General features: G+C 55.5%; 12 protein-coding genes and 1 tRNA gene. 11 read left to right on the top strand and 2 right to left on the bottom strand.

Annotated features, from left to right (window positions below; genetic code table 11):
• The first annotated feature begins 69 nt into the window (after positions 1-69).
• From xerD to HMPREF1627_RS09425, 11 genes are all read left to right on the top strand, one after another.
• Positions 70-1,044 carry a site-specific tyrosine recombinase XerD gene (gene xerD, locus HMPREF1627_RS09470; protein ID WP_034503366.1) on the top strand — a complete coding sequence of 325 codons (975 nt, stop codon included), beginning with the start codon at positions 70-72 and terminating at the stop codon, positions 1,042-1,044.
• A 56-nt stretch (positions 1,045-1,100) separates the two neighbouring features.
• Complete coding sequence (locus HMPREF1627_RS09465; protein ID WP_034503363.1) at positions 1,101-1,967, top strand: ParA family protein; 867 nt, start codon at positions 1,101-1,103, stop codon at positions 1,965-1,967.
• Complete coding sequence (locus tag HMPREF1627_RS09460; RefSeq protein ID WP_034503359.1) at positions 1,951-2,745, top strand: segregation and condensation protein A; 795 nt, start codon at positions 1,951-1,953, stop codon at positions 2,743-2,745. Before HMPREF1627_RS09465 ends, HMPREF1627_RS09460 begins: the two co-directional genes overlap by 17 nt.
• Positions 2,742-3,323 (top strand): SMC-Scp complex subunit ScpB, encoded by a 582-nt coding sequence (gene scpB / locus HMPREF1627_RS09455; RefSeq protein ID WP_034503356.1) that lies wholly within the window; start codon positions 2,742-2,744, stop codon positions 3,321-3,323. The genes HMPREF1627_RS09460 and scpB overlap by 4 nt, the downstream gene beginning before the upstream one ends.
• The gene (locus HMPREF1627_RS09450; RefSeq protein WP_034503353.1) at positions 3,320-4,069 is read left to right on the top strand and encodes a pseudouridine synthase; all 750 of its coding nucleotides are present in this window, start codon (positions 3,320-3,322) and stop codon (positions 4,067-4,069) included. The genes scpB and HMPREF1627_RS09450 overlap by 4 nt, the downstream gene beginning before the upstream one ends.
• A gap of 8 nt (positions 4,070-4,077) precedes the next feature.
• A complete protein-coding gene (locus tag HMPREF1627_RS09445; protein WP_034503350.1) occupies positions 4,078-5,211 on the top strand; it encodes a prephenate dehydrogenase in 1,134 nt (377 codons plus the stop codon).
• A complete protein-coding gene (gene cmk, locus HMPREF1627_RS09440) occupies positions 5,211-5,933 on the top strand; it encodes a (d)CMP kinase (protein ID WP_034503346.1) in 723 nt (240 codons plus the stop codon). Before HMPREF1627_RS09445 ends, cmk begins: the two co-directional genes overlap by 1 nt.
• Positions 5,934-6,014: 81 nt before the next feature.
• Positions 6,015-6,088, top strand: a tRNA-Pro gene (locus HMPREF1627_RS09435).
• Positions 6,089-6,313: 225 nt separating this feature from the next.
• Complete coding sequence (locus HMPREF1627_RS10960) at positions 6,314-6,433, top strand: LPXTG cell wall anchor domain-containing protein (protein WP_158705818.1); 120 nt, start codon at positions 6,314-6,316, stop codon at positions 6,431-6,433.
• Positions 6,434-6,552: 119 nt separating this feature from the next.
• Positions 6,553-9,345, top strand: a complete 2,793-nt coding sequence (locus HMPREF1627_RS09430) for an N-acetylmuramoyl-L-alanine amidase (RefSeq protein WP_034503343.1) — start codon at positions 6,553-6,555, stop codon at positions 9,343-9,345.
• Between the two features lie 30 nt (positions 9,346-9,375).
• Positions 9,376-9,816 (top strand): hypothetical protein, encoded by a 441-nt coding sequence (locus HMPREF1627_RS09425; RefSeq protein ID WP_034503339.1) that lies wholly within the window; start codon positions 9,376-9,378, stop codon positions 9,814-9,816.
• Positions 9,817-9,897: 81 nt separating this feature from the next.
• Here HMPREF1627_RS09425 and der read toward each other — a convergent pair whose 3' ends face one another.
• Both der and HMPREF1627_RS09415 read right to left on the bottom strand, forming a co-directional pair.
• On the bottom strand, positions 9,898-11,379 hold the full coding sequence (der, locus tag HMPREF1627_RS09420) for a ribosome biogenesis GTPase Der (protein ID WP_034503336.1): 1,482 nt from the start codon (positions 11,377-11,379) through the stop codon (positions 9,898-9,900).
• Between the two features lie 26 nt (positions 11,380-11,405).
• Positions 11,406-12,965, bottom strand: coding sequence for a UDP-N-acetylmuramoyl-L-alanyl-D-glutamate--2,6-diaminopimelate ligase (locus tag HMPREF1627_RS09415; RefSeq protein WP_034503333.1), 1,560 nt, complete (start codon positions 12,963-12,965; stop codon positions 11,406-11,408).
• Positions 12,966-13,015: the final 50 nt, after the last annotated feature.

Here is a 13,015-nt window from a genome sequence, read left to right as displayed (position 1 = left end):
GTGTAGCGGTTCGGCACGCGTAACTTGGAAATACCTGGCCAGCATCGAAGCGGTCCATACAATGGGCGCGTGGCTAGTACCTTTGAGAGGGAGCGCGATGAGTGGCTCGCGTTTCTGAGCGTTGAAAAAGGCGCGTCAACACATACCGTGTCGAATTACCGCCGAGATGTTAAACGCTACTTGGAATATCAGCTTCAGCAAGGCCACTGCACCTATGACGCAATAAGTGAGCAGGAAATCGAAGACTATCTCGCTTATTTGAGTAGTGGAACTGATGGGGGCAAGGCCGCGCCTTCATCAGTGGCACGTGCTCTTGCTGCAATCCGTTCTTTTCATAAATACATCCTCCGCGAAGGCATTGCCTCACACGACCCCAGTGCCCAGGTGCGACTCCCTCAAGTTGGAGAACACTTGCCTAAGGCTTTGACGATTGAGCAGGTTGAGGCTCTGCTTGAAGCTGCAGGCACCGGCGATGATGCGCGTTCCTTACGGGACCGGGCGCTCTTAGAAACGCTGTATGCGACCGGAGCTCGGGTGAGTGAAGCGGTTTCGCTGGCAATTGACGACCTCGATCTGGATGAAGAACTCCCAATCGTTCGTCTTTTCGGCAAGGGACGCAAAGAACGTCTAGTCCCGCTTGGCTCGATGGCACAGCAAGCACTCGAGGCCTATTTGGTACGTGCGCGCCCTCTTTATGCATCGAAAGGAAGAGGCTGCCCCAATGTGTTTCTCAATAACAGGGGAGGGGCACTGTCACGCCAGTCTGCCTGGGAGATTATTCAGCGTGCGGCAACGCGAGCCAATCTTGAGGTTGCTGTATCACCGCATACCCTGCGTCACTCATTTGCCACCCATCTTTTGGAAGGCGGCGCAAACGTACGTGACGTGCAAGAGCTACTTGGGCATTCCTCGGTGTCAACGACCCAGATCTATACAAAGGTAACAATTGCGACTTTGAAGGAGATGTATCGCTCGGCGCATCCACGCGCAAACGTCGATCCTGCGTCGATCGTTCACGCGGCCTCGGAAGAAGGAAAGAATTGAGACTGCCCGCGGGTAGGGGACGCGCATGGCTTTGATGATGCACTAGGATAGTAGGCGTGACGAATCCATCTCAGCCAACGCTTACCGGGGACCTACCTGTCGACGAAGAACAGGATTTCCCGATCCCGGCTCCTTTGACGGGACATGGACCCGCGCGCATTATCGCGATGTGTAATCAAAAGGGTGGGGTCGGAAAGACGACGACCACCATTAATCTTGCGGCGTCACTTGCCGAGTATGGCCGTCGCGTACTCATCGTTGATTTTGATCCTCAGGGTGCTGCCTCAGTTGGACTGGGTATTAACACACTGGATATGGAGCACACCATCTACAACCTCCTGATGAATCCGAAGGAAGATATTCATCAGGCTCTGTGCCATACTTCGGTTCCTGGCTTGGATATTGTCCCGGCGAACATCGATCTGTCCGCTGCCGAAGTGCAACTCGTCAATGAGGTTGCTCGAGAATCGGCGCTCTCGCGCGTTTTGCGTGCGGTCGTCGATGATTACGACGTCATTCTGGTCGATTGCCAGCCCTCTCTGGGATTGCTTACCGTCAACGCGCTGACGGCAGCGCACGGTGTCATTGTTCCCATGGAAGCTGAGTTCTTCGCGCTGCGTGGTGTTGCACTTCTTGTCGAGACTATCGAGACTGTCCGTGACCGGATTAATCCTCGCCTGAAGATCGATGGGATCCTCGCGACAATGGTGGATACGCGAACCTTACATTCGCGCGAAGTTCTTGAACGACTGGACGAGGCCTTCGGAGACTTGGTCTTCACCACGCGGATTGCGCGTACCGTGAAGTTCCCTGATGCTTCTGTTGCAACGGTTCCGATTACGACCTACGCACCAAACCACCCGGGCGCGCGAGCATACCGACGTCTTGCCAGAGAGATTATCGCCCGTGGAGACGTCGCCTGACAGCACACTCACCCAAGCGGCACTTGACGAGTTTCAGGTGTCGCTTGGGGTCTTTGAAGGTCCTTTCGACCTTCTTCTCCAGCTTATTTCACGCAAGAAACTTGATATTACGCAAGTCGCTTTGGCTGAAGTGACGGATGAGTTTATTGCGCACATGCGGGCTTTTCCGGACTTGTCGCGGACGACTGAATTCCTTGTCGTCGCGGCAACTCTTCTTGATATGAAAGCCGCGCGTTTGCTTCCCGATTACGACGAGGAATCATCAATAAGCGCAGAGGATTTAGAGGCGCGAGATCTTCTCTTTTCCAAGCTCTTGCAGTATCGTGCGTTCAAGCTCGCGTCGGCTGCGCTTGCTGAGCGATTGGACACCCATATGGGCCTCATTGCCCGAAGCGTCCCGCTCGAAGCTCGTTTTGCGCGTCTCTTGCCGGAGTTGCGCTTCGAAACAACTCCGGAGGATCTTGCGCGTTGTTTCGCTGAGGTGCTGAGCGCTCAGCCCCCCAGCGTGGAAGTTACTCACCTTCACGAGGCGCAGGTGCCGGTAGCCCGCGAGGCTCGCAATGTCGTGGCCTTTCTAACTGCTCACGGGAGAGCGACTTTCGCTCAGCTGATTGAGGACGCTCGCGATACCGCCGTGGTTGTCTCGCGATTCTTGGCTATCTTAGAGTTGTATCGGCGCCGGGCAATTGAATTTGAACAGGAAAGAGCTTTGGCTCCGCTTCAGATCGTCTGGAATGGAATCGACCCTCAGGTCGACGAATGGGAGGAAGACGCATGAGTGAGGCGATTAGCCCCCAAGAAGCGCAGCTGCTTTTTGCTCCCGTGGAAGCAATTTTGATGGTCGTCGATCAACCTGTCACCTCCGAAGAATTGGGGCGGGTTCTGAACCTTTCCCCCGAGGATATGGAGAGTGTTCTCCACATGCTTGCTGCCGAATACTCGGGCGCGCAGGGGGGCCGTGACCATGGCTTCGAACTCCGACGATTCGGCGGTGGATGGCGTATCTATTCTTCTGCGCGCTGGGAGTCGCTGGTGTCGCAGTTTATTGTTGGGACTGGACAATCTAAACTGTCTCAAGCAGCACTAGAGACGCTTGCAGTCATCGCATATCGTCAACCGATCTCACGAGCGCGCATTTCGCAGATTCGTGGCGTCAACGTTGACGCAGTTGTTCGGACTTTACTGGCACGCGAACTTGTCGAAGAAGTTGGCCAGTCTTCTTCGGGAGCTCGCTTGTATGCGACGACCGCTGTTTTTCTTGAACGGATGGGGATGAATTCCCTTGACGAATTGGCCCCATTAGCACCCTACCTTCCAGCATCAGATGAGCTGGACGAACTTGAGGAGACACTGTGAGAAACGAATCCTATAGCGAAGACGGCATTCGCCTGCAAAAGGTCCTCTCACGTGCGGGGGTTGCCTCTCGGCGTGCTGCTGAGGAAATGATTACCCAGGGGCGCGTGCAAGTTGACGGTAAGGTCGTGCGCGGCCAAGGTATGCGTGTCGATCCCACAACCCAAGCGATTCACGTTGATGGCAAGCGCATCATTCTTGAAGAGAATCGGCCGATTGTCATGGCTGTCAACAAGCCTGTCGGAATGGTTTCGACGATGTCCGATCCTGAAGGGCGGCCAACTCTTGCCGATCTGTTGGTCGACTACCCGGAACGTCTCTACCATGTCGGACGTTTGGATATTGATACTTCAGGACTTCTGCTTCTCACCAATGACGGTGAGCTTGCGAACCGCTTAACTCATCCCTCCTACGAGATCCCGAAGACCTACGTCGCCAGGGTTCATGGAGAGGTTAGACCGGGCGTTCGTCGTCGCCTCATGGAAGGTATTGAACTCGAAGACGGTCCGATTGCAGTGGATTCCTTCCGAACGATGGAAACCTACGGCGACATTACAACGGTTGAGATTGTCGTCCATGAAGGTCGTAATCGTCTGGTTCGCCGTTTGATGGACGAGGTTGGCTACCCGGTTCGCGAACTGGTTCGTACGAAGTTCGGACCGATCCGTCTGGATCACCTCCAACCGGGGACGATGCGTCGAGTGAAGGGCCCGCAGTTGGCGGCTCTCTACGATGTCGTCGGTCTGTGAGAAGCGCCGTGTCGGAGCGCACTCTAGCGACGAACGGTCCCGTTCTCATTATCGGAACCGGTTTACTCGGTACATCGATAGCCTTGGCGCTTCGCAGTGGGGGAGTTGAGGTATACCTTCGGGATGCTTCACCAACTGCTGGAAGGCTTGCGCAAGACCTGGGTGCGGGTACTTTGATCGCCCAAGACGATCCGTGTTCTCCACGCCTCGTCATTGTATCGACGCCCCCTGATGTCGCCGATGTCTGCGTTGTTGATGCCTTGCTTCGCTATCCGCAGGCAGTGGTTACCGATGTTGCCTCTGTGAAGTCCGCTGTCTGCGACGGAGTTTTTGACGAGGCCAAGCGGCGCGGTGCGGATATTCCCAGTCGGTATGTGGGTTCCCATCCGATGGCGGGGCGGGAAAGAAGCGGGGCTGGGGCGGCTGATGCTGACCTGTTCTACGGGCGTCCGTGGGTGATTGTTCCTAATCGTTACTCAACTCCCGACGCTGTCATGGAGATCCGCTCGCTTGCCGTTGATCTTGGAGCTTTCCCGATCGAGATGGATGCTCGTACTCATGACCAGTCGGTCGCCTTAATCTCACACGTTCCCCAGCTTGTTTCCTCGATGCTCGCCGCCCGTTTGGTTGATGCGCCGCTGTCTGCGCTTTCGCTGTCTGGCCAGGGACTTCGTGATACGACGCGCATTGCGGCTTCTGATCCTCGACTCTGGACGGCAATTTTGGCCGGAAATGCCGGGCCTGTCGTTGAGGTTCTTCGTGAAATTCGCGGGGATCTTGATGACCTCATTGAACATTTCGATGCGGCTGCCCAGCGGGGTCCCCTCGAAGGGGGGAGCGTCGGCGCAGTTCATCGGGTCATGGACCTGGGGAACAGGGGAGTTGCGCGGATTCCCGGCAAGCACGGTGGCGCTCCAACCCGTTATGCGGTGCTTGACGTTTTTGTCCCCGATACCGCTGGTTCACTTGGTCGATTGTTCACAGAACTCGGCGAGATTGGCGTCAATATCGAAGACCTTTCTTTGGAGCACTCCGCTGGAGCTCAGATGGGTGTCGCAAGGATCAGTCTTGACCCATCAATCCTTGCTTCAACGGTGAAACAGCTTGAAGAACGAGGCTGGAATACAGGAAGCGGAGACTAATGATGGAAAGTACACCTCGTCGCCACGGCTTAACGATCGCGATTGACGGTCCTGCAGGTTCAGGGAAGTCGACGATCGCCAAGCTTCTTGCCGAGCGCCTCGGGATTGGCTATTTGGATACGGGCGCAATGTATCGTTCCCTCACGCTGGTGGCCCTGGAGACTGGAGTTGATCTTGATGATCACGAGGCGGTTGCTGGACTCTTGCCAAGTCTGCATTTGAGCGCTGATTCAAACCCCGTGAATCCTCACTTCTACGTGGGTGAGAGGGAAGTGACCTCGCTGATCCGCACCCCTAGAATTGCCGAGGCCGTACCCAAGATTGCGGTTAATCTTCTTGTGCGCGCGTGGATGGCCGAGCAGCAACGTAAGCGTATGGCCGAGGCTAGCGCCGACGGCTCGGGCATGGTTGCTGAGGGGCGGGATATTACGACGGTGGTCTATCCCGAGGCTGATCTACGAGTTCTGCTTGTGGCGTCGCCACTGGCCCGGATGAAACGGCGTGCGCGCGAACTTTTTGGTGATGACAGCGCTGAAAGCTTGGCGAAGGTACGCGCGCAGATTGTGGACCGCGACGCATCTGATTCAACGGTCAGTGAGTTTCTCACTCCCGGTCCCGGAATCGAATTAGTCGATACCTCAGAGCTTGATATCGAGGGAGTTTTGGAAGCTGTTCTTGCCTTACTCCCAGCCGATTCTGGCGTGGCTCACTCGCGAATGTGACGGGGGTCGCTGTACTCGATTGGAGTTTTTGAGGCGAGTTGGGCTAGACTATCCGAGTCGCCAAAATACAGGTGATTAAAACGGGCTGTGGCGCAGTTTGGTAGCGCACTTGACTGGGGGTCAAGGGGTCGTGGGTTCAAATCCCGCCAGCCCGACAGTGATCAGGACCGAGTCATCGGTCTTGATTTTTGTTTATGGGGTTTACTTCTCATGTGCTCTACCTTCGCGCGCTAGGGATATTGCAGCGGCCGACGATGCCGATCCTGCACCTACGACCGGCGCGCTGACGCAAGCTTCTCGCCCCAGTCGCGCAGCGAGCTAAGACAGTCACGCTCATTTCGTCTTGTGATGGTCTTACTACACAACACCCCGCTATTCAGGTGTTTGATCTTGAAGTGGGCCACTTGCCCTATACCGGTGGAAGGGGAATTCTGCCCTATCTTCTCGTTGGCTTACTCCTGCTCGGGTCTGCAGGAGCGATGCGAATGACGAGAATCTGATTTCCACATAAATTCCTGCTCGCATCGTGTGAGGCCTTCCACTAATTACTGTTGTTTATGTGACAGATGTGTATAGTGTTACGAAAGTGACAAACCATCATCACTGACGGAGTTTTTCGATGCGATTAGTTTCTCTTGCGGCGGGCATTGCCTTCGCAAGCTTGGTAGTTCCACAAGCGGCAGCTACTGCAGCCCCCCAAAGTAGCGCGCAAGCGGCAAGTCACGCCGCGGCCTCGTCTGGGCAGGAACGTCCGGTCCAAAAGATCATTTTGACCCGCGCGCAAGGCGAACCCACGCAGCTTGCGCAAGCCGGCCTCGAGACGGTCAACATCGGAAGTGGACACGCGCTAACGCGGATTTCTCGCGCAACTTTGCAAGGCCAGGGGACAAGCAGCTTCGATCCAAGCCAAGATGCCGCGATTTTGACGCAGCCCTTGAGCGTTGATCCATTTTTGGTCACAGGTTTGTCATGGAGTGGGAAAGACAGCCTTGCCTCAGGCACCCAGATTTACATCCGCGTACGCGAGCGGGGCGAATGGAGCCAGTGGTACCTCACTGATGGCGATGGTGGCGCAGGTAAAGACCGCGTTGACGGACATAATGTTCGCGGAGGAACTGATCCCTTTGTGACCGCCGGTGCCGACGCGATTCAGGTTCGCGTCACTGGAAAGGAATCTGACCTTCCTTCGGACCTCGAAGTCGCAATGGTTCCCGAAAATCCTCAAGGCGAAACCGTTTTGAGCGAGAATGATCTTGACTCGGTCCCGGCCGCGAATACCGATCTCAACCAAGACTCCGTTCAAGAGAACTCGCCGAGCTTTGCCTCTCAGATCGAGTCTTCTCCCGCTGCTCAAAGTGGCGAAGGGGGAGAGGCAGAATTTTCTGCCCAGAACACCGATGTCGATCAAGAGGCAGTCGAGACTGATAATGCACGCTCTGGCGTGATCACCTCCGGCGTAGGTTCCGGTCAGGCTCGTGGGCTTAACGGAACGAAACTTGCTCGCGCTTTCCCCGCAACTGTTCAGCCAAATGGGCTGCCGGTCGCTGTAACCAGCAGGAGCGGTTGGGGAGCAGATGAGTCCTACCTTGACTGGGATCCGGAGTACTTCACGGCAAGCCATGTTGTTGTTCACCACACCGCAGGGACGAACAACTACACAATGGACCAATCAGCATCGATTGTTCGCGGAATCTATCACTATCATGCGGTCACCTTGGATTGGGGAGACATCGGGTATAACTTCCTCGTCGATAAGTGGGGACGCGCCTTCGAGGGACGAAAAGGGACACTCTCCTCACCGGCCGGCAAGATGGTCGCTGGTGCTCACGATCAGGGCTTTAACTCCGGGACGATGGGGATCTCGATGATGGGAACCTATCAATCCGAGGCGCCGTCTCAAGCAACCCTTAATACTGTCGGTGCTCTTGCAGGATGGCAGCTCAGGCGTGCAGGAGTGACAAATATGTCCGAATCTGCAGGCTTTAGGCCCAAGGGATCCAACCCTAAATATCGGGCCGGCACCTACATCAATCTTGCCCGTATCTCAGGCCACCGAGACACTTACCCGACGAGTTGCCCGGGAGATGCCGGATACTCGAAGCTTCCAGCAATTCGTCAGATCGCGCAGAATGGTGCGCAGGATTTCCAATCGGCCTCGGCGGCGAATAATCGTCCGGCTTCCTACACCGTGAAGGGCGCGATCTGGGGACTATGGAATGACAACAAGTCGCTCATGGGCAATCCCAAATCGAATGAGGAAGCAAGTGCTCCCGGTGTCTACCAACTCTTCGATCGCGGGACCGCGTACTGGACTGCGCAGACCGATGCGCACTTTGTTGGCGGGAAGATTTTCGTCGAATACGGTAACCAGCGCTATGAGCGAGGCGTCTTAAAGTTCCCAACAAGCAACGAATACTCTGCGGGCTCTGGACGCGCGCAAGAATTCCAAGGTGGAACAATCACGTGGACCCAAAATTCCGGTAGCCATACGCTTCGCTATGGCACTGGCATTGCTAATGCTTTTAGAGAATTAGGTGGCGCGAAGGTACTGGGTGCTGCGACGTCCAATGAGACTCGTTCTGGTAGCGGTGTTTTCCAAGTCTTCGAGAAGGGGACCGCCTACTGGAAGGCAGAGAACGGCACGCATTTCGTGCGCGGTCGTATTTTCGACAAGTACGGTTCGACTGGGTATGAACGCGGAAGTTTGGGATACCCCACCAGCGATGAATACGCAGTTGCCTCGGGGCGCGCGCAAGAATTCGAAGGTGGAGTGATCAGCACCTCGAACTCCGGTACGTACGTTCTGCGCTACGGCACCGGGATTGCAAACGCCTACCGAGACCTCGGAGGGGCACAAGTCGTTGGCCTGCCAACTACGGCTGAAACGCCTTCCGGGAAAGGCGTCTTCCAGGTGTTCGAGTATGGAACTGCGTATTGGACCGCCGAGGGAGGAACGCACTTCGTGCGTAATGGAATCTTTGGTGCCTATGGTGCATCCGGATACGAGCGAGGGTTCCTTGGCTACCCGCTGAGCGATGAATACTCCGCGGGATCCGGACGCGCGCAAGAATTCGAAGGTGGAGTAATTACCTGGTCTTCGGATTCAGGAACTTACGTCTTGCGTTACGGCACCGGCATTGCAAACGCCTACCGAGACCTCGGAGGCGCGAAAGTATTGGGCGTTACAAGGAGTGCTGAGACAAACTCCGGTAAAGGAGTATTTCAACTCTTCGACAAGGGAACCGCCTACTGGTCACCTACTACCGGTTCGCACTTTGTACGAGGACACATCTTCGAGGCCTACGGTCGCAGTGGATACGAACGCGGAGGCTACGGCTATCCCACCAGTGATGAATTCTGGTCCGGAGGTAGTAGAGTTCAATACTTTGAGGGCGGTAGAATCGCCTCATAATTCTGCCCCGGCGGCGTAGATGAGGCAATGATGGCGTACACGCAAGAAGACTTTCAGGAATGGATTTTCTTCATTTCTGACAAGCTGGACTACATGACCGATACATTCGCAAAGGAAAACGGTCTGAATCTTGACTTCTCAGTTGAGTCTATTGATGCCCTTGAAGAGTGGATGCTTGCGCATTACTCATCGCCTCAAGACCTCATTAACGATCCGCGGATGCACGATCTACTCACTGTGTACATCGGCGAGACCTATCGTCATCATCTCGGTGGCAAGTGGTTCATGGATCTGGAGAACAAGAAGAACGCATACTATGCGATGCCTATTCTGAAAGATCTGAATTCGCGAAGGGCCGGATCCATGACGCCCCTCATCGATGCGACAGCATCTCTTAATCGGCGCACGGGAACGTACATGAGTACAATCTTCCGGTATAAAATCGAGCTTTCCAAAGAAACTGATGACTGAGCACTGATGGTTTGAGTGCCGTTAATACTAGTGGTGTGGCCTCCCCGATGGGAGGCCACACCACTACTCATGTCCATCAGACTAGCGACGACGACGCTCGCGCACACGTACCGAGATCTGAATCGGCGATCCTTCAAAGCCAAAGTCTTCTCGCAGACGACGTTCGATGAATCGGCGATATCCGGGATCTAAGAATCCAGTCGTGAAGATGACGAAACGTGGAGGCATGTTTGATACCTGAGTCGCAAAGAGGATGCGAGGCTGCTTCCCACCGCGAAGAGGGTGCGGATGCGCTGCAACCAGTTCACCTAGGAAGGCATTCAAACGACCAGTCGGAATGCGTGTTTCCCAGCTCTCGAGAGCCGTATCCATGGCACGCGTGAGGCGGTTGATGTGCCACGTTGTCTTTGCTGAAAGATTAATGCGCGGAGCCCAAGCGACTTGCACAAGCTCGCGTTCCAACTCAGCCTTCAGCTGGGCTTGACGCTCTTCATCGACCAAGTCCCACTTGTTATTGACGATAACGACCGCACGGCCAGCATCAACTGCCTGCTGCACGACTCGAATGTCTTGCTCCGTCAGCGGCTCTGAAGCATCGAAAAGAATCAACGCAAGCTCTGCCTTCTCCAAAGCTGCCTGGGTACGGATCGATGCATAGTAGTCAGCGCCGGTCGTTCGATGCATCTTGCGACGGATGCCAGCGGTGTCAACAAACCACCATTTCTCACCGTCGAGCTCAATGAGTTCGTCAACGGGGTCGCGAGTCGTTCCTGCCAGTTCATTCACAACAACGCGTTCAGCGCCAGCCAAGGCATTGAGCAATGATGATTTACCGACATTCGGGCGCCCGATGAGAGCAACGCGACGGGGACCGCCTTCAGGAAGAGCCGAAGCGACAGCGGACTCCGTAGGAAGAACAGCCATGACTGCATCGAGCAGGTCGCCGGTTCCTCGCCCGTGTAGGGCAGAGATTGCGTAAGGCTCTCCCATGCCAAGGGACCACAGATAAGCTGCCTCGGCTTCCTGCATAGCTGAGTCGACCTTGTTCGCGGCCAATACGACCGGCTTGCCGCTGCGTCGAAGCATTGAAACGATACGCTCATCGGTGTCAGTCATTCCGACCGTCGCGTCGACAACGAAGAGGACTGCGTCAGCGCAATCAACCGCGACTTCCGCCTGCTGGGCAACGGAACGATCAATACCTTTTACATCGATTTCCCAGCCGCCGGTGTCAACAAGTGTGAAACGGCGACCCGCCCACTCGGCGGGATAAGACACGCGGTCGCGAGTTACTCCGGGAGTATCTTGAACGACGGCCTCGCGCCTTCCAATAATACGATTGACCAGCGTCGACTTACCGACGTTTGGCCGACCAATGACAGCAAGAACCGGGAGGCCAAACTCGTCTTCGACCTCGTCACCGTAGTCGAATTCCTCGTTTAATAGGGCGAGGTCTTCTTCATCGAGGTCAAATTGATCAAGGGATTCACGCATCGCGCGTGCACGAAGCTCCCCCTGAGTTTCGTCATAGGGGTCTTGGATGTCGATGTGCTCTTCACTCACAGACTTATCCTATCGGTTGCAATGCCTTAGAGGCGCGCGCGAATGTCTTGCGCGAGCACTTCCTGTGCGACAGGAACGTCATTGTAGGCATGTTTAATTCCACGGATCTCTTGGTACCATTCAGCGCCCTTACCCGATATCACAACGATATCTCCGGCCTGGGCAGCAAGAATAGCTTCGCGAACGGCGTCGCGGCGGCAGGTCGGAACTTCGATGACGTTCTCAAGATCAGGGCGGACCGAGCGAATTCCGGAAAGAAGCTGGCGACGAATAGAAGAAGCATCTTCCGATCGTGGGTTCTCGTCGGTCACCCACAAGACATCAGCAAGCTGCGCGGCGATTGCGGCCAGGGGTTCTCTCTTCGTTGCGTCACGGTCACCATCAGTTCCAAAGACCAGGACGAGCTTGCCGCGAGTCAGTTCGCGAACTGACTTGAGAGTCCACTCAAGACCTTCAGGAGTATGGGCGAAGTCGACAATGACGAGCGGTTGATTACCCGGATCCGGGTTGACGGAAGTCATGCGTCCGGGGACCTGCTCCGCATTCTCGAGCGCCTGAACAGCAGCATCAAAATCGGTGCCCATCTGGACTGCGCTGACCAAAGCCACGACGGCGTTTTGAACGTTGACTTCGCCGAGCATCGGCATGCGAATGGTACGCATATGCGATTGAGGCGTTTCAAGGTCAAAGGTGACGGCGGGGATGCCGCGATCGAAAGTAACCTTGCGAACCTTCCAATCGGCCTCGTGGTGAGAAAAAACTGCAACTGTCGTCACAGGGACTTCGCTCTCTCGCGCGAGGCGCTGGCCCCACTCATCGTCCACGCAGACAACGCCCTGCTTGGAGTGCACAGGAGTGAATAGGCTCTTCTTGGCAGCGAAGTAGGATTCCATGTCGCCGTAGTAATCCAGATGATCGTGCTGAAGATTTGTGAAAGCTGCAACGTCGAAGACGATGTTGTCGATACGATTCAGGCTGAGCGCATGAGCGGAAACCTCGACAATTGCGGCCCCGCAGTCTTTTTGCCGGGCTAGGGCGAGGATTCTTTCGATTTCGGGAGCCTCAGACGTGGTCTTCTCGGAATTGATCAGTAGATCTCCTACCCGGATCTCAACTGTTCCACACAGCGCAGGATCCCTAAAGCCGCCTCGAAGAATGGAGCGCAGAAGATAGGTAGTCGTCGTTTTGCCATTCGTTCCAGTGACCGCAGCAGTTTTGAGTGACGAGGCCGGGTGGCGATAGACATTCGCAGCGATGAGGGCACTTGCCTGGCGTGGGTCGGGAACAACGACGATCGGAAGACTTGGATACTCCGCGCAGGCGCGCGAAGCCCCCTCAGGATCGGTAACGACAGCGCAGGCACCGGAGCTGAGCGCCGAATGAAGGAAACGAATTCCGTGCTGGACGAGGCCCGGAATTGCAATAAAAATCCAGCCCTCTTCCATATCGGTGGAAGAAACGCTCACGCCATTGACAGGGAGCTCGGGATCGGGGCACAAGGTCCAATCCACGTCTTCAATGCCTTCGAGTGCCTGGGTAAGAGGCATGGCGGGGTTATTAGGACGAATTTCATTGGCTTGTGTCATACCGTTTAGCCTAACTTCTTGGCTCATGAAAAGCTCTTTCATCGACACCT

This window comes from Actinomyces sp. S6-Spd3, assembly GCF_000758755.1.
Taxonomy (GTDB): domain Bacteria; phylum Actinomycetota; class Actinomycetes; order Actinomycetales; family Actinomycetaceae; genus Pauljensenia.
Note: the sequence above shows the minus strand (reverse complement) of the source record. Positions and strands in the feature narration are given on the sequence as shown.

Bases quoted from the DNA above. Each gene is read 5' to 3' on its own strand.
- scpB (WP_034503356.1), top strand. From the start codon at position 2,742: ATGAGTGAGGCGATTAGCCCCCAAGAAGCGCAGCTGCTTTTTGCTCCC.
- cmk (WP_034503346.1), top strand. From the start codon at position 5,211: ATGATGGAAAGTACACCTCGTCGCCACGGCTTAACGATCGCGATTGAC.
- HMPREF1627_RS09430 (WP_034503343.1), top strand. From the start codon at position 6,553: ATGCGATTAGTTTCTCTTGCGGCGGGCATTGCCTTCGCAAGCTTGGTA.
- HMPREF1627_RS09425 (WP_034503339.1), top strand. From the start codon at position 9,376: ATGGCGTACACGCAAGAAGACTTTCAGGAATGGATTTTCTTCATTTCT.
- HMPREF1627_RS09415 (WP_034503333.1), bottom strand. From the start codon at position 12,965: ATGACACAAGCCAATGAAATTCGTCCTAATAACCCCGCCATGCCTCTT.